General features: G+C 71.2%; 14 protein-coding genes. 3 read left to right on the top strand and 11 right to left on the bottom strand.

What is annotated here, in order from left to right; all coding sequences use genetic code 11:
* Window positions 1–24: 24 nt before the first annotated feature.
* The 11 genes from ACIBKY_RS32390 to ACIBKY_RS32340 all read right to left on the bottom strand — a co-directional run bounded on the left by ACIBKY_RS32390 (window position 25) and on the right by ACIBKY_RS32340 (window position 11754).
* Window positions 25–1059, bottom strand: a complete 1035-nt coding sequence (locus tag ACIBKY_RS32390) for a TerC family protein (RefSeq protein ID WP_397102563.1) — start codon at window positions 1057–1059, stop codon at window positions 25–27.
* A gap of 251 nt (window positions 1060–1310) precedes the next feature.
* The gene (locus ACIBKY_RS32385) at window positions 1311–2447 is read right to left on the bottom strand and encodes a TetR/AcrR family transcriptional regulator (protein ID WP_397102561.1); all 1137 of its coding nucleotides are present in this window, start codon (window positions 2445–2447) and stop codon (window positions 1311–1313) included.
* Window positions 2448–2460: 13 nt separating this feature from the next.
* Complete coding sequence (locus ACIBKY_RS32380) at window positions 2461–3999, bottom strand: long-chain fatty acid--CoA ligase (protein ID WP_397102559.1); 1539 nt, start codon at window positions 3997–3999, stop codon at window positions 2461–2463.
* A gap of 9 nt (window positions 4000–4008) precedes the next feature.
* Window positions 4009–5097, bottom strand: a complete 1089-nt coding sequence (locus ACIBKY_RS32375) for an acyl-CoA dehydrogenase family protein (protein WP_397102557.1) — start codon at window positions 5095–5097, stop codon at window positions 4009–4011.
* Window positions 5090–5875, bottom strand: coding sequence for an SDR family NAD(P)-dependent oxidoreductase (locus ACIBKY_RS32370; protein ID WP_397102555.1), 786 nt, complete (start codon window positions 5873–5875; stop codon window positions 5090–5092). Before ACIBKY_RS32370 ends, ACIBKY_RS32375 begins: the two co-directional genes overlap by 8 nt.
* On the bottom strand, window positions 5872–6237 hold the full coding sequence (locus ACIBKY_RS32365) for a MaoC/PaaZ C-terminal domain-containing protein (protein ID WP_397102553.1): 366 nt from the start codon (window positions 6235–6237) through the stop codon (window positions 5872–5874). Before ACIBKY_RS32365 ends, ACIBKY_RS32370 begins: the two co-directional genes overlap by 4 nt.
* Window positions 6234–6638, bottom strand: a complete 405-nt coding sequence (locus ACIBKY_RS32360; protein ID WP_397102551.1) for a MaoC family dehydratase N-terminal domain-containing protein — start codon at window positions 6636–6638, stop codon at window positions 6234–6236. Before ACIBKY_RS32360 ends, ACIBKY_RS32365 begins: the two co-directional genes overlap by 4 nt.
* Window positions 6635–7816: a lipid-transfer protein gene (locus ACIBKY_RS32355; RefSeq protein WP_397102549.1), complete on the bottom strand. Its 1182-nt coding sequence runs from the start codon at window positions 7814–7816 to the stop codon at window positions 6635–6637. The genes ACIBKY_RS32360 and ACIBKY_RS32355 overlap by 4 nt, the downstream gene beginning before the upstream one ends.
* Before the next feature lie 159 nt (window positions 7817–7975).
* Complete coding sequence (locus tag ACIBKY_RS32350; protein WP_397102547.1) at window positions 7976–9022, bottom strand: YihY/virulence factor BrkB family protein; 1047 nt, start codon at window positions 9020–9022, stop codon at window positions 7976–7978.
* A gap of 126 nt (window positions 9023–9148) precedes the next feature.
* On the bottom strand, window positions 9149–9946 hold the full coding sequence (locus ACIBKY_RS32345) for a type II CAAX prenyl endopeptidase Rce1 family protein (protein WP_397102545.1): 798 nt from the start codon (window positions 9944–9946) through the stop codon (window positions 9149–9151).
* An 80-nt stretch (window positions 9947–10026) separates the two neighbouring features.
* Window positions 10027–11754, bottom strand: coding sequence for an AMP-binding protein (locus ACIBKY_RS32340; RefSeq protein WP_397102543.1), 1728 nt, complete (start codon window positions 11752–11754; stop codon window positions 10027–10029).
* Between the two features lie 368 nt (window positions 11755–12122).
* On the opposite strand from ACIBKY_RS32340, the gene ACIBKY_RS32335 reads away from it, so the two are divergent.
* Genes ACIBKY_RS32335 through ACIBKY_RS32325 form a run of 3 tightly spaced genes read left to right on the top strand, consistent with a single transcriptional unit; the run spans window position 12123 to window position 16757 of the window.
* The gene (locus ACIBKY_RS32335) at window positions 12123–13517 is read left to right on the top strand and encodes an asparagine synthase-related protein (RefSeq protein WP_397102541.1); all 1395 of its coding nucleotides are present in this window, start codon (window positions 12123–12125) and stop codon (window positions 13515–13517) included.
* Between the two features lies 1 nt (window position 13518).
* Complete coding sequence (locus tag ACIBKY_RS32330; RefSeq protein ID WP_397102539.1) at window positions 13519–15321, top strand: alpha/beta hydrolase family protein; 1803 nt, start codon at window positions 13519–13521, stop codon at window positions 15319–15321.
* Window positions 15318–16757 (top strand): asparagine synthase-related protein, encoded by a 1440-nt coding sequence (locus ACIBKY_RS32325; protein WP_397102537.1) that lies wholly within the window; start codon window positions 15318–15320, stop codon window positions 16755–16757. The genes ACIBKY_RS32330 and ACIBKY_RS32325 overlap by 4 nt, the downstream gene beginning before the upstream one ends.
* Window positions 16758–16768: the final 11 nt, after the last annotated feature.

The following is a 16768-nucleotide window of genomic DNA, read 5'->3' as shown; positions in this document are numbered from 1 at the left end:
CCGGTCGGCGGGCCCGCCCCCTCGTCAGTCGCTCGGCCTGTCGGCGTGCGCGGGCACGGCCGGCTCGGTGGTCCTGCGGCTGTCGCGCCTGGACTTGACCAGGCTGGCCACCGTTGTGACGGCGAGGACGGTGACGATGACTCCCAGCGATATCCAGTTGTTGATCTCAGGAACCCAGGTGACGTGTTCGCCGCCGTTGATGAACGGCAGCTCATTCTCGTGCAGCGCGTGCAGGACGAGTTTCGCGCCGATGAACGCGAGGATGACGGCGAGGCCGTACGTGAGATAGACGAGTTTCTCCACGAGGCCGCCGAGCAGGAAGTACAACTGCCTGAGCCCCATCAGCGCGAACGCGTTGGCGGCGAAGACCAGGTAGGCGTCCTGGGTGATGCCGAAGATCGCGGGGATCGAGTCGACCGCGAAGACCAGGTCCGCACCGCCGATGGCGATGATGACGATGAACATCGGGGTCAGCAGGCGGCGGCCGTCCTGTTTGATGGTCAGCCGTGAGCCGTGGTAGTCGTCGGTGACGGGGAACAACTTGCGCACCAGCCGGACGACGCCGCCGTTGGGGTCGTACTCGTCGTCGTCCTTGCTGTCGAAGGCGAACTTCCACGCGGTGTAGATGAGAATGCCGCCGAAGAGCCAGAACACCCAGCTGAAACGTTGTACGGCCTGCGCGCCCACAGCGATGAAGACACCACGCATGACCAGCGCCATCACGATCCCGATGAGCAGGACGCGATGCTGGTGGATGGCGGGGACGGCGAAGTTCGCCATGATGAGCATGAAGATGAACAGGTTGTCCACGCTCAGCGTGTACTCGGTGATGTAGCCGGTGATGTAGGAAGCCGCGTGGTCGTCGCCGCCGAAGATCCACACGGCCGCGCCGAAGGCGACGGCACAGCCGATGTAAAAGGCGATCCACCGCGCCGACTCGGCGATCGTGACCTTGTGGGGTCTCCTGTTGACGATGATCAGATCGAGCAGGATCAGCCCGAGCAGGGCGGCGATGGTGGCCGCCCACAGCCAGGCGGGCACGGGCAAGGGTGGGGGCATGAAAGCTCCTCCGACTTGGCGTTGGCACGTCCGTCGGAGGTCTTCTCCGCCCGCGAGTTCGCGGACCGACCGCGCCGGGCCCCGGGGGCGGGTCCGTGATGACGACGCGGCCGCGAAGGAGTACTCCCCTCCACTTCGCCTGCGATCTTACATACCGAATGCAGCTGTCCGACATCCCCCTCTCACCGACCGAGACGTTGGGTACGCGATCGAGCCCGCGCGCTCCGATGCGCTGGTGGCCGCGTGCGCGCCTATGCCAGGCCCAGGACGTCGAGCGACAGCCCCGTCAGCTCGCCGGCCAGGTGCGCGCGCGAACGGGCCCTGGTGCTCAAGGACAGATCGTTGACCAGGGTCATCGCACTCTGGACGAGCACCCTGGCCTCGTCCTGGGTCAGCTCGGGGCGTTGGGCGGACAGCAGGCCGACCCATTCGAGGATGTAGTCGTGCTGGGCGCGGCGCATGGCGCGGAGCTGTTCACCGGGCAGGTGCATGACCTCGGTGACCAGCATCGCGTTCAGCTCGCTGTGCGCCAGGGTGTTGTCCACGTAGGAACGCAGCACCGCCTCCAGGGCCTCGCGCGGGCCGGAGCTGGACGTCAGCGCCTGGGCCAGCGCCAGTTGCAGGCCGTCGTTGGCCCGGTTGAGCGCGGTGATGAGGATCTCGGCCTTGCTGCCGAAGTGGTTGTACACGCTGGGTCCGGCGATTCCCGCCGCCGCGCCGATGTCCTCCATGCCGACCGCCTGGTAGCCGCGCTCGTGGAACAGCGTGGTCGCCGCGGCGAGCAGCGTCTCCCTGCGCGAGGTGCGGGCCAGCCCCGCGTTCTTCCTCACCGCGCCCGGCCCCGCCGGGCTCAGCCGGGAGGTGTGGCGCAGCGCCTGCCCGATCTCCGCCATCAGGCTCTCGTAGCGTGCCCTGGGCAGCTCGACGGCGTGGTAGGAGGGGCTGGACAGTGCGCTCAGCACCGCCCAGGCCAGCAGGTCCGCCTCGTCCTGTGGCCGGTCGAGCAGTCCGGCGACGCGCTGGTGGATCGCCCGCTGATGCTCGCGCACCCCGACGGCCTGGGCGGCGGACAGGTGCCTGGCCTCCCGCCGCCACAACACGCCGAGCTGGCGGTGGTCGAGCACGTAGCGGGCGAGCGTGCCCACGACCTCGTCCGGCGTGGCCTCGGCCAGGGCGGATTCGAGCCGGGCCAGCCCGTCGAGTACGACCTGGCCGAGGAGTTCCCGCTTGCCACGGAAATGGCGGTAGAGCGCGCCCGCGGTGATCCCGACGGTCTTGGCGATCTCGTCCATGCCGGTGGCGTGGAAGCCGGACCGATGGAAGTGATCGAGAGCCGCGGTGAGGATCTGCTGCTTGCGGTCGCGCGGGCGCCGCCTGGTCGTGGTCATCGCGCCGATTGTCTCAGGTGACCGCCCTGTCGGCGCCTTCCCAGTACGGCCGGCGCAGCTCCCGCTTGAGGATCTTGCCGGCCGGGGAGAGGGGCAGTTCGCTGACGAACTCGGCGCTGCGCGGAGCCTTGTACCCGGCGATCAGGTTCTTGGCGTGCGCCCGGAGGTCTTCGGCGCTTGCCGTACAGCCGGATCTGAGTACCACGACGGCGTGCACGCGCTCGCCCCATTCGGGGTCGGGCACGCCGATCACGGCGCAGGCGGCGACGGAGGGATGCTGGGCGAGGGCGTTCTCCACCTCGGCGGAGTAGACGTTCTCCCCGCCCGAGACGATCATGTCTTTGAGCCGGTCGACGATGTAGACGTATCCGTCCTCGTCCATGTAGGCGCCGTCGCCGGTATGCATCCATCCGTCGCGCAACGCCTGGGCGGTCTCTTGAGGTTTGTCCCAGTAGCCGAGCATGACGTGGCCGCCGCGCACCACCACCTCGCCGACCGTGCCGCGGGGCACCTCCCGGCCCTCGGGGTCGACGATGCGGACTTCGGCGTGCGGGGCCGCCCGGCCGCCGGAGCGCAGCTTGGTCCCGTCGCGGTGGTCGGCGGCGGTGAGGAGCGTGGCCACGGGCGACAGTTCGGTCATGCCGAAGGCCTGGACGAACCCGGCGCCGGGGAAGGCGTTCATGGCCCGCGTGAGCAGGGACGCGGGGATGGGCGAGGCGCCGTACAGGACGGTCCTGAAGTCGGACAGGTCGTGCTCGTCCAGCGCGGGGTGGTCGACGACCAGCTGGATCATCGCCGGAACGAGTACGCCGCTGTCGGCGCGGTGGGTCTCGATCGCCTGCATGACGGCCACGGGCTCGAACATGGGGATGATGACGTGGGTGCCGCCGACGAGGCTCTGCGCGGTCCACGCGGACAGGGCGGCCAGGTGGAACATCGGCGCGGCGTGCAGGAGCCGCCCGCCGGGGACGGTGAAGCTGCCGCCCGCCTGGCTGCCCAGCGCCGAAGTGATCATGTTGGCGTGGCTGAGCATGACGCCCTTGGGGAAGCCGGTGGTGCCGCCGGTGTAGAAGATCCCGGCCAGTGTGTCGCCGCCCGTACGCGAGTCCTCGATCGGCTGGTGGGTGGTGAGCAGGTCCTCGTAGGCGAGCATGCCGTCCGGGGCGGGCCGCTCGCCGCAGTGGATGACGACGTCGAGTACGTCGGCGAACATGGGCGCCACGGCGGCGAACGCGTCGTCCACCAGGAGCACCCGCGAGTCCGACTCCTCCAGCGAGTAGCGGATCTCCGGCGGCGCCCAGCGGATGTTCACCGGGTTCACCACAGCGCCGATCCACCATGTGGCCAGCAGGTATTCGTGGAAACGGTCGGAGTTGAGCGCGAGCATCGCCACCCGGTCACCCGCCGCGACGCCGAGCGCGCGCAACGCGGCCGCCAGCCTGGCGACGCGGTCCGCCGACTCGCGCACGGTCCGGGTCCTGTCGCCGAAGACGGTATAGGGGCTGCCGGGACGTTGCTGAAGGGCCCGATGCAGCCCTTGGGTCAGGTACATGTCGTGCTCCTACAGGGATCTGGCGATGAGTTCCTTCATGACCTCGTTCGCGCCGCCGTAGATCTTCTGGACGCGCGCGTCGGCGTACATGCGCGCGATCGGGTACTCGCGCATGTAGCCGTATCCCCCGAACAGCTGCAGGCATCGGTCGACGACCTGGCACTCCACCTCTGTGAGCCACCACTTGGCCATGGAGGCGGTGGTGGCGTCGAGCTCGCCGCGCAGGTGCAGTTCGACACAGGAGTCGGCGAACACCCGGCCCACCCTGGTCAGGGTGGCGCATTCTGCCAGCTCGAAGCGGGTGTTCTGCATCGCCATCAGCGACTGGCCGAACGCCTGCCGCTCCTTCACGTAGGCGACGGTCTCCTCCAGTGCCCGCTCGGCGACGGTCACGGCGACCACACCGATGATCAGTCTCTCCTGCGGCAACTGCTGCATGAGGTGGCCGAGACCGCGCCCCTCGACGCCCAGGAGGTTCGCCGCGGGCACCCTGACCTCGTCGAAGAACAGCTCGGAGGTGTCCGCGGCGGGCATGCCGATCTTGTCGAGCACTCGTCCGCGCCTGAAGCCGTGCTCCACGACGACCAAGGAGATGCCGTTGCCGGTCTGGGCCACCACGATGACCAGGTCGGCGCAGCCGCCGTTGGAGATGAAGGTCTTGGACCCGGTGACCACGTAGTCGTCGCCGTCGCGCACCGCCTTCGTGCGGATGCCGCGCAGGTCGGAGCCGGCGTCCGGCTCGGTCATCGCCACCGCGCCCACGACCTCGCCCGTGGCCATGGGCGGCAGCCAGCGCCGCTTCTGCTCCTCGGTGCCGTAGGCCAGGATGTAGTGCGCGACGATGCCGCTGTGCACCGCGTTGCCCCAGCCCGAGTCGCCGATCCTGGCCTGCTCCTGTAGCACCGCCAGGTCGTCGGCGAAGGTGCCGCCGCCTCCGCCGTACTCCTCGGGGATCGAGCAGCACAGCAGCCCGGCCTCGCCCGCCTTGCGCCAGAAGTCGCGGTCGACGTGATGCTGGGCCTCCCAGCGTTCCAGGTGCGGCACGGCCTCGGCCTTGAGGAAGGCGCGTGCCGTCTCGCGCAGCAGGCCGTTACTCATATCCGCCGCCGCAGACAAGGACCTGCCCGCTGACGTAGTCGGATTCGGGCAGGCAGAGCAGGAACACCGAGCCCGCCGCCTCTTCGGGCGTGCCGCCGCGGCCGAGCGGGATCATCAGCTTCATCGTCGCCAGCAGGTTCGCGTTCACCCCGACCTTGATCTCCTGGCCCTCGACCTCGATCGAGGAGTCCTGGGTCAGCCTGGTCTCGATGAGGCCGAACGCCACCGCGTTGACGTTCACCCGGTAGCGGCCCCACTCCTTGGCCATGGTCTTGGTCAGGCCGACCACGCCCGCCTTGGCGGCCGCGTAGTTGGCCTGGCCGGCGTTGCCGCCCAGGCCCGCGATCGAGGAGATGTTCACCACCTTGCGGTGGTGCTCGACGGGATGGGCCTTCAGGTACGGCTGCGCCGCCCGGAGAATCCGGAACGGCGCCTTCAGATGGACGTCGAGGATGGCGTCCCACTGGTCGTCGGTCATCTTCTGCACGACGTTGTCCCAGGTGTAGCCGGCGTTGTTGACGATGATGTCGAGGGCGCCGAACGACTCGGCGCAGGTGTCCACCATCCGCTCGCCGAAGCCGGGCTCGGTGACGCTGCCGGGGCAGGCGACCGCCGCCCCGCCGGCCGCCTTGATCGCCGCCACCGTCTCCTCGGCGGGCTCGGCGTCCAGGTCGTTGACCACGACCGACGCGCCTTCCGCGGCCAGCTTCAACGCGATCGCGCGGCCGATGCCCCGGCCAGATCCGGTGACGATGGCGGCTTTGCCGTTCAGCTTCACAGTGCTCCTTCGATGATCGCCTGGCCTTTGAGCGTGAGGGCGCCGTCGGCCAGGGTGACGGTCAGGTCGAGGTGGGTCAGCCCGTCTTCGGCACCGGTCACGGTGGCCTCGCAGACGGGCCTGCCGTACAGGGGTGTGATGGCGGTGAAGCGCACCGCGTAGGAGCGGATGCGCTCCTGGGGAACCAGGCCGGTCAGCAGCCGTCCGAGGTAGGCCATCGAGAGCATGCCGTGGGCGAAGACGTCGGGCGCGCCCGCGCCGCGTGCGACGTCCAGGTCGATGTGCATCGGGTTGTGGTCGCCTGAGGCACCCGCGTACAGCGCCAGCGTCGTCCGGCTGATCGCCGGGAGTTCGAGCCTCATGAGGTCACCACGATCGTGTTCGTCAGGTCGGCGATCGGCTCGCCGTCGCGCGTCACCGTGGTGGTCCTGACCAGGAAGCGCAACGCGCCGCCCTTTTTCGTGTAGTCGCCGGTGAGCGCGCCGTCGAAGGTCAGCGTGTCGCCCGCGTATGCCATGGCGTGGTAGGTGAAGCCCTGCTCGCCGTGGAGTACCTTGCGCAGGTCGATGCCCAGCTCGGTCAGGAAGGCGAAGGTGTCGTCCCGGCACTCCATCTCCAGGCAGAACAGGAACGTCGGCGGCACCGGCAGGTCGGGGTGCCCGGCCTTCACGGCCGTCTCGACGTCGGTGTAGAGCGGGTCGCTCTGGCCGGTGGCCTTGGCGAAGAAGCGCAGCCTGCCGCGCTCGACCTCGACGGTGCTCATGTCAGCTTCTCGTAGAGCGAGACGACGCAGGCGCCGCCGAGGCCCAGGTTGTGCTGCAGCGCCAGCCGTACCCCGTCGACCTGGCGCGCGCCGGCCTGTCCCCGCAGTTGCCAGACCAGCTCGGCGCACTGCGCGAGACCTGTCGCGCCCAGGGGGTGTCCCTTGGACAGCAACCCGCCGCTGGGGTTGGTGACCACACGCCCGCCGTAGGTGTTGTCGCCGTCCATGACGAACCGCTCGGCGGTGCCCTCGGGGGTCAGCCCCAGCGCCTCGTAGGTGATGAGTTCGTTGGCGGTGAAGCAGTCGTGCAGCTCGACGACCCCGACGTCCTCGGGACCGACGCCGGCGCTCTCGTAGACGGAGCGCGCGGCGTTCGCGGTCATGTCGTAGCCGACGACCTTCATCATGTCGCCCTCGCCGAACGTGCTGGGGGTGTCGGTCGTCAGCGCCTGCGCCCTGATCGCGACGTCCGGGACGAGTCCGTGACGCCGGGCGAAGTCATCTGAGCACAGTACGGCCGCCGCCGCCCCGCAGGTGGGTGGGCAGCACTGAAGCCTGGTCAGCGGCCCGTAGATGTGCGGGGAGGCCATCACCTCCTCCTCGGTGAGCGGGTCGCGGAAGACGGCGTAGGGGTTGTGCGCGGCGTGCCTGCGGGCCTTGACCGAGATCTTCGCGAACGTCTCGGGGCGGGTGCCGTACCGCTCGGCGTAGGTACGGCCGGCGCCGCCGAAGTACTGGGCGGCGAAGGGCGCCTTCTCGTCGGCACCCTGGATGCCGGCCATGGTGGCGGCGCTGCGCGACATCGGCTGGGGGCGGTCGTCCCACACCGTTCGCAGCGCGCCCTTGCGCATCTGCTCGAAGCCGAGAGCCAGCACGCATTCGACCTCGCCGCCGGCCACCGCCTGCCTGGCCAGCCAGAGCGCGGAGGAGCCGGTCGAGCAGTTGTTGTTGACGTTGATGATCGGGATGCCGCTCTGGCCCAGGCCGTAGAGCGCGGCCTGCCCGCTGGTGGAATCGCCGTAGACGTAGCCGACGTAGGCCTGCTGGACCTGGTCGTAGCCGATCCCCGCATCGGCGAGAGCGGCCCTGGCCGCCTTCTCCCCCATGACGTCGTACGGCTCGCTCGCTCCGGGTGTGGTGAATGGGATCATCCCCACACCGAGCACACTGACTCGCATCGCTCTCCTCCAGACACTAATCACCATTTACTTTTTGGCAAGCATGGCTCTGTGTCAAGAGGTTATGGTGACCAGATGGCCTATCAGTGATTTACGAACCGGATGTGCTCGCGGGCCGGACCCCCTGGCGGGCTCCGCTCACCGGCGGGGCCGGCCGTCTCAACCCGGTCCTTGGCCCGCACCGGTGCCTCGGGGCCGGTCCCGGCCGGGACGGGCCTCCTTCCGCTTGAGCACTGTCTGCTCGCGGCGGGCGCCGGGGGCCGAGCGGGGTCCTGTGGAGACGTGCTCACCGTTCGTGCGAGGCTTTGCCGGTTGACGCTCCCGCGGCCGGATGGCCAGGTCGGTGACGTGGCCGTTGTCGCTGGTGGCGGCCAGGGCGGCGGCGAAGAGGATGAGCTGGTTGACGACCTTGAGAAACAGCAGCATGCCGACCGCGCCCGCGACCACCTGATAGGCGGGGTTGGCCGCGGTGAGATTGAGGAAGAACTGGCCGAGGGACTTGAGGATCTCCACGCCGATGGTGATCAGCAGCGCCGGGCCGGCGAGGCGGCGCAGCCGTACCCGCAGCCGGGGTGGGGCGCTGAGCAGCGCGATGGCCAGCAGGGTGTTCACGCCGACGCCGAGCATGAAGGCGGCGCCGTCCAGCAGCCAGCGGGCGGGGAAGGCGTCGACCCCGACGGTGCGCATGGCCAGCCAGGTCAGCAGTGTCTTGGCGCCGAAGGCGAGGGTGAGCGAGACGGCGAGCAGGAGGCCGAGACCGGCCAGGACGCCCAGGTCGATCAGCTGGCGCAACCAGAAGCCGCCCGGATACTCCGGCACCCGCCAGATGGCCCTGCTCGCCGAGCGCAGGGTGTCCATCCAGAACAGGCCGGCCAGGACCAGGCCGACGAGGGCGAGCAGGCCCGCCGTACCTCTCGCGTTCAGCAGCGCCTGGACGTCGAGGCGGGGGAAGTTTCCCGCCAGGTAGTCCTGCACGGCCTCCAGGACCGCCGGGTCGTCCAGGACGTGCCCGAGGATGGCGAAACCCAGCAGGGCCAGGGCGAAGGTGGCGAAGAAGGCGTAGTAGGTGAGGGCGGCGGAGAGACGTCCGCCGTCGGTCTCGTCGTAGCGCACCACCGCGCGAACCAGGTGATCCAGCCAGCCGTGCCGGCGACGGGCGCCCGCCCACCATGCCGCGAGCCCCTTGCCCCACCTACCGGCTGCCATCCTGACGCACTACCCCGTGCGGGGCGCGTCATGGGCCGTGCGATGGCGTCATCCGGGGCGGGACGACGGCCGCCGCCATCACCGTCGAGGAAGAACGGTGATGGCGGCGGGGGCGGGAGGGCGGGTTCACATCTTGTAACCGGAGGCGAGGGCGATGACGCCCACCACGGTCATCAGCAACGCCGAGCCGGGGTGCATGGCGATCGAGACGCGGATGTCCTTCTCCTTCCAGGCGAGCCAGACGCCCGGGTAGAGGAAGACGAGCTTCGACAGGACCGTCCAAGGGGCCCAGAAGTGGTACACGGAGAAGAAGAAGGTGTTGAAGTACGGGGCCCACTTGCCGAGCTGCGGGAGACGGGGCAGCAGGAAGCCGCGGAAGTAGTACTCCTCGATCAGGGGCAGGGTGAAGCCGGTGAACGGCGCGCAGATGAGCAGCGTGGTGAGCACGAGGTCCGGCGAGTAGCCCTGGAGGTAGGTGGTGCCGTCGGGGCCGGCGCCCTGGTAGTTCACCCAGGTGAAGAACCAGTCGTAGACGAGGTTGTCCAGCGGGGTCAGCGAGAGCGAGACCACGGTCATCCACACGAGGCACGCGGCTCCGAGCCAGAAGACCTTACGGCGCGAGAGTGGCCTGTCGTGGTAGCGGACGACATCCTTCATCGTGAAGCGGCCGGTCCGCTTCTTGCCCAGCCACAGCAGGAACAACTGGAGCGGGAAGAGCACGACCGCGAGGGCGATGGCCCAGGCCATGAAGATCGGGTAACCCGCCGCCCGGACCAGGGGGGCGGCGGCGAACGCGTACACGGCGACGATGAACGCGCCGGGAACCAGGTGCAGGGCGATGGAGAACGGGACGGAGTGACGGTCGGCGAGGAGCTTCGCGACGAAGCCTTTCGTTTCGGCCGGGGGCCGCGTTGATGTGTTCATGCCGGGAAGTCTGGCTCCGCGACCCGACACGGACCTGACATCGCTCTGACACGGCTACCGGTCACCGTGCAAGGGGCGGATCACGGAGTGAGCCATGCCCGGCGCAGGGCGTCGGACAGGTCTCCCGCCCGGGGATGGCGCAGGACCAGCGCGGGTTTGACGCTCCGCCCGGTACGGCGTTCGAGTTCGGCGGCGAGCCGCGTGGCCAGGAGGGAGTGGCCGCCCAGCCGGAAGAAGTCGCTGTCCCGCTGGATCGGCCCGGCGGCCAGGGTGGCGCGGAAGGCGGCGAAGACCGTCCTTTCCACCTCGTCGCCGGGCGCCTGCGCCACCGTCGCCTCGGCCCGGCCCGCGCGGACGTGGTCCTCGGCCAGCAGCCGCTTGCGGACCTTGCCGTTGGGTGTGACGGGCAGTTCATCGAGCACCACGATGTCCACCGGCACGTGACTGCCCGGCAGCCGCCGCGCGCAGTGGTCGCGCAGCCCGGCCACCGGTTCGCCGGGCGCCTCCAGGACGACCGCCGCCGCGACGGCCAGGCCGAGCGCGGCGTGCGGCACACCGAACACGGCCACCTCCCGCACGGCCGGATGGGTGCGCAGCGCGGCCTCGACGGTCGCGGAGGCGATGTTCAGGCCGCCGGAGACGATGACGTCGTCGGCTCGTTCCACGAAGTACACGAGGGCGTCGTCGCCGAGCCGGCACAGGTCGCCGGTCGCGATCCAGCCGTCGGCCAGGTAGCGCGTGCCCGTCTCGGCGGTGCCCGGCGGCTCCAGGTAGTTCAGCGCCGGGCCGGTGTCGCGCAGCCAGAGCTCCCCCACCTGCCCGGGGGCCACGTCGTGGCCCGTGCCGTCCACCACGCGCGCGTCCCGGCCCAGCCGGCCGAGCGCGGGCGGGTGGCCGGGCAGGCACCGGTGCTGAAGCCCGGCGCCTCCCTCGGCGATCGTGTAGACGTTGAAGATCTCCGCCCGCGGGAACACCTCGGCGAGGCCGTCCACGGTGGGCTGGTCCAGCGGAGCCGAGGACGACACCACCGACCGGATCCGCGCCGGTGCGCGTCCCTGCCCGCGCAGCGCGGCCACGGCGAGCCGCGCGGTGGTCGGCACCAGGCTCATGGCGCTCACCCGATGCCCGTCGATCAGCGCGGCCAGCCGTTCCGGCGCGAACGGCTGGCCGAGCACCACGTGCACGCCGTTGATCAGGCAGCTCTTGAGCACGGACTGCGCCGCGTTCGTGCCGATCGCCACGGAGGTGAACAGGGCGTTGAGCTGGGCCGCCGGTACTTCGCCGTCCTGCTGCCAGTCGTCGGTGAGGGAGCTGTGGCTGCTCAGCACGGCCTTGGCCGCGCCCGTGGTGCCGGACGTGAGGATCACCGCCGCCGGATCGGTCTGCGCGCGGGGCGTCGTCTCCGGCGACGGTGGCGTGGCGGTCAGGTCGGCGGCGTTCGCCAGCCATCCGCCGAAGGCCGCCCCCCGGGGTTCTTCCCCGGCGACCAGGCCGGCCGCGCCCACCTGGGCGGCGGTGGACGACAGGTGCGCCGGGGGAACGGGGGCGCGTACCGGGACGGCCACCCCGCCCGCCGCCAGCACGCCCATGAAGCAGGTGACGAAACGGAGCCAGTCGCCGTCCTCGAAGGCGAGCACCACCCGCTCTCCCGGCCGCGCTCCGCGGGCGGAAAGACCCGCCGCGACCCTCCGCGCACCCAGATGCCAGCTCAGGTAGTCGAGTGTGCCCACCCCGTCGACGGTGAACGCCGGCGCCGCCGGGTGGGCGGCCGCCCTCCGGGCGAGGACGTCATGCAGTAACCCGGGCAACTGTGGTCCCTCCCCGCGCATGGCGTACCGGCCGATCGTCTCACCATACGCACCGCAAGTCGCCGTGATCAGACCACCCAATTGGGATAAATGTTCATCATTGACGCTATTACCGCTATTTCTAAGAATCAGCCTCGAAATTCGCACCGATAGGAGGTACGAAATGGGGCACAGCGACCTACCACGTGACAGCTGTGGTGGCGTGCGCCGGTGCGGCGGCAATCTTCTCGTCGCCAACGCCGTGCAGCCGAAAGAATCGGCCGTCCGCCGCAATGTCCGGGCGGTGTCCGAGTTCTGGTCAACGTTCCGGGCATCCCGCAAGATGCTGAACAAGAGCCGGTAACTGTTCCTTGCGATCAGAAACCAGCATGACTGGAGGGGTTTCGGACGCACTGTCCGAGCCCCTCTACTTGCGGCCGGAGGACGGCGCGCTCGACAGTGATCCGCTGCGCCTGGTCACCTCGGCGAAACGGTTCTCACTGGAGCGGCTGGCGCTGCTTCTGGACGGGCTGCCGTTCGAGGCGGAGTTCCCGCCCGAGAGCCCCTGGGAGGGCGTGGTACGGCACCGCCCGCCTCTCGACCTTCCCCCGCTGGGCTCCACCGACGACGCGGCACTGGGCGAGGAGTTCGCCGCGGCCGTCTCGCGCTGCCTCGGTGACGCGGAGTCCGCCGTGGTCCTGCTCTCGGGCGGCATGGACTCGTGGGCCGTCTTCGCGCACGCCTGGCGCCAGACGCGGCGGGAGGGACGGCGGCTGAGCGCGGTCGTATGGAACCTGCGCGACCAGTTCGGAAAGGCCACCGCCTCCCTCGTCCACCGCCAGCTCCGGGCCGTGGACATCTCCTGCGACCTGCACGTCCTGCCCGCCGAGTGGCACGCGCTGCCCGAGCCTCGGTGGTCGCCGCTCGGCCCACGCCACGACTACTACACGCGCCTGCACCAGGCCACCGTGGATCACGCCGCGGACATCGGGGCGAGCGTCCTGCTCAGCGGCCAGGGCGGCGACGAGGTGCTCGGCGCCTGGAACCACCTGTCCGCCTCGCTGGCACGCGGGCGCAGGTGGCGGGACCTGCGCAGCTACCTCACGAGCTTCGGCCAGGCCGACTCCCTGGTGGAGGTGGCGGGCGAGGCGGCCGCGATCGCGGCGCGGCGGCTGCCGCCGCACCTCTCCTTCCAGCTCTACGTGGCGACCGCGCTGCGCGACGTCGTCAACAGCGGGCGCCCATCGGTGCTCACGGACCGCTACCGGAAGTCGGTCCAGGGCTGGACCGAGGGCTGGCTGGCGGACAGGTTCGAGTCGTTCCGGGAGGCCGGCGGCGACTGGACGACGGCCAGCCTGCGTGACTCCATCTTCCCCTGGGCCTACGACGCGCATCCGCTCGGCGCTCCGATCCGGCAGCGCTCCCCGTTCGTGGACGAGCGGTTCGTGCGCTACGCCTTCGGGCTGCCGCCGGCCACCCGGTTCCGGGCCGAGGGACCGTACCCGTACCAGTGGTACAAGGCGCTGCACCTGCGGCTGCTGCCCGCCGCGCTGCGCCCGATGCTGCCGGGATACAAGCAGAGCTACTCCGACGCCTTCCGGCGCTACGTGCTCGACGTGCTGCCCGAGCGACCGCCGCTGATCGAGGAACTGGGACTGATCCGGCCCATGGACCGGCTCGACCTGGAACGGGTCCATCCGCGGCTGCCCATCGTGGTGCGCAACGTGGAGCGGTGGGTGGCCGGCGCGCTGGAAGCCGGCGCCGAGCCGGTGAGCGCCCCCTAGCATGAACGGCGCGGCACGCAGGTGGTTCGGCGCGGAACCTGCCGTCAACCTCGCCCTGTCCCCCGACGGCCGGGCGGTGAGCTGGCAGAGCGAGCGCAGGCCGGGCCTGTTCGTCTGGCGCCGGGAACACGGCGTGCGCACGCTCCGGCCCGGTCGCGCCCGGATCGTGGACCACGCGTGGCTGCCCGGAAGCGGCGCGCTGGTCGCGGTCGTGGCGGGCCGTACCGAACGGGTGATCGTCCACGACGAGGCCATCGGACGGACGGCCGACGTCACGCCGGAGGACCTCGACCGGATCCACGTCGTGGACCGCGACCAGCCGCGGCGGCGGAGCCTGCTGCTCGGCGGCACCGGCGCGGACGGGCGGCCGGCCTGGCACGTCCTGTCCTCGCCCGGCGGGCCGGCACGTCGTGTGCCCGCGCCCGGCACGGCCGGGCGCCTGTTCAGCGACGCCGGTGACCGGCCGTGCGCGGCCACCGCCCGCACCGAAGACGGCTCGCTCGTCGTGTACGCGGCGCAGGCGGACACCTGGCATGAGGTGTGGCGATCCCGGCCACCCGGCTCCCTGGTCACCCACCCCGTCGACGTCACCGCGGACGGGCTGGGCCTCTACCTGTCCGGCCCCTGCCGCGACGGTTTCCTCGGCGTACGCCTGCTCGACCTGCGTACCGGCAGGACGCGGACCGTCCTGGAGGACGGCGAGCACGACCTCGACGTCGTGCTGCATCCGGCGACGCGCGCCCCGCAGCTGGCGCTGGTGTCGGGAGCCCGCCAGGAGCTCCGGGCGCTCGTACCTGAGCTCGCCGCCGGCCTGTCCGCCTTCACCTCCCGTCATCCGGGCGAGCTCGAACTTCTGGGCCTGACCAGGGACAACACCGTCTGGCTCGTACAGGTCGACGACGGCGAGTCCGCGCCCCGGCACCTGCTGTGGGACCGCGGCGACGGCACCGCGCACCCCGTCACCCCGGAGCTCCCGAAGCCGCGCCTCACGCGCAGGGCGAACCGGCGGGCGCTCGCGCCCACCACCACCGTGGCCGTTCCCGCCCGCGACGGCCTCGTGCTCGACGGCTACCTGGTCACTCCGGCCGGCGGCGCACCGCCGTACCCCGGTGTGCTGCTTGTGCACGGCGGCCCGTGGTCGCGCGACGCGTGGGGCCTGTCCGCGCAGGCCCAGTGGCTGGCCGAGCTGGGGTACGCGTCCCTGCGCGTCAACTTCCGCGGCTCGGAGGGGTACGGCACGCGCTTCCTGGACCTCGGCCGTGCCGACTGGGGCGGCGCGATGCACGACGACCTGGAGGACACGCTGCGCTGGGCCGTCGCGGAAGGGCACCTCGACCCGGACCGGGTGGCCATCATGGGCCAGTCGTACGGCGGGTACGCGGCGCTCATGGCCGCGACCGCCCGGCCGAAGGCGTTCGCGCTGGCCGTGGCCATCTGCGCGCCCACCGACCTGGTGGCCTTCCTGCGGCACGTGAAGGCGTCGTCGCACCACGAGCGGGCGCATTTCCTGCACCGCGTGGGCGACCCGGACGACGACGCCGGCCGCCTGCGCGCCCGCTCGCCCCTCACCCACGCCGCCGGCTGTCATACGCCGGTGCTGCTGGTGCACGGCCGGGACGACCCGCTGGTCCCCCGCACCCACGCGACCACCATGGCCGCCGCGCTCGCCGGGCATCGCCATCCCCACCACTGCCTATTGCTCTCCGGCGAGGGCCACGGCATCACCAGCCCCGCCAACCGGATCCGGCTCGCCCGCGTGGTCGGCCGCCAGCTCGCGTTCCACCTCGCAGGGAGGCCCACATGACCAGCCCTCAGGACACGCACCTGACACCGCCGCGGGCCGCGGCCGGGGAGCGTCCGACCTTCCGCTACGTCGCCGCCCCCGACAGGCTCGCGCCGTTCGTGACCGGCCCGGCCTACCGGGAGACCGGCTCGGAACGCGCCGCGAGCCCCTCCACCGGCGCCTACTCCCTGGCCGCGCTGGCGACCTGGTTCACCTGGCCGGCGCTGAGCACCGACCTGTTTCCCGCCGCGCCGTGGGCCGGTCTCGAACGCGTACGGCACGCGCCGCCCCGTCCCCGTGGCCATGCCCGCCCAGGCGAGCTGCGCGACCGGCTCGAAGCCGCGGTCGAGCGGGCGATCGGCGACCGGGAGCACGTGGCGGTCGCCACCTCGGGCGGGCTCGACTCCGCCGCGCTGCTGGCCGTCACCGCCCGGCTCTGCCGCCGTACCGGCCGCCGGTTGCTGACCGTCACCATGGACATCCCGGACGACCGGGGGCGCCGCCCCAAGGTGGTCGTGGACCGGCTGCTGGACTTCCTCGGGCTGCGCTGCCTCCACCTGCGCGTGGGCACGGCCCCCCGCCGGTGGCCGGAGCCGGACTGGTGCGAGCACGGCCCGCGCTTCGACGGCTTTCCCCGGCTGCACCGCGGGATGGCCGAGCTCGCCGCCGACGCGGGAGCGCAGGTCCTGCTCCACGGCAGCGGCGCCGACCAGCTGCTGGAGGCGCCCGGATACATGGCCGCGCGCCTGGCCGGCCGGGGCGCCTTCGGCGATCTGGCCGCCTACCTCAAGGACGCCGCGGCCGGCGGCGGGCCTCCCCTGCGTGAGCTGACGGCCGTCCTCGCCGGCGGGCTGCACCGGGGGATCTCCTCCGCCCTCTACTGGCCGACGGCCTGGCCGCAGCGGACACGTGAACCCGGCTCCGCCCTGCTGACCGAGGAGGTCCACGAGGCGGCCTGCGCCTGGGAGCGCGACTACCGGCGGGAGTCGGCGAGGATCGCCGCCGAGGCGGGCATGTCCTGGGCGGAGGCGCTGATGATCCACCGCACCTTCCCGTACGACGTCGTGGTACCGGCCACCGAACTGCCCGAGGCCGCTCCCTTCTACGACCCGGCCTTCGCCGAGTACGCCCTGCACCTGCCCGCGGCCGCCCGCTACTCCTCGGCCTACGAGAGCGAGTACCTGCGCAGGAAACACCTGGTCACGGACTTGCTCCCGGACGGGATCGGCTCCGTGCTGCCGCCGTACCGGCAGCGTGGCTCGCGGTCGTACGCCCGGTACTGGCGGCTGACGCGCGTGGAACCGTCGCTGGCCGTGGAGCGTGGGCTGCTGCGGCCGGACTGGCGCACGCGGTGCGGGGACACGTTCGAGGTGGCCACGGCCAGCGCGGTCGAACTGTGGCTGCGCGGCGCGGAGGAGCGCGGGGCACACGCGGCCGGGATCGGGGCGACGGCGTGACCGCCCAGCCT

The sequence above is a fragment of the Nonomuraea sp. NPDC050394 genome (assembly GCF_044459065.1).
Taxonomy (GTDB): domain Bacteria; phylum Actinomycetota; class Actinomycetes; order Streptosporangiales; family Streptosporangiaceae; genus Nonomuraea.
Note: the sequence above shows the minus strand (reverse complement) of the source record. Positions and strands in the feature narration are given on the sequence as shown.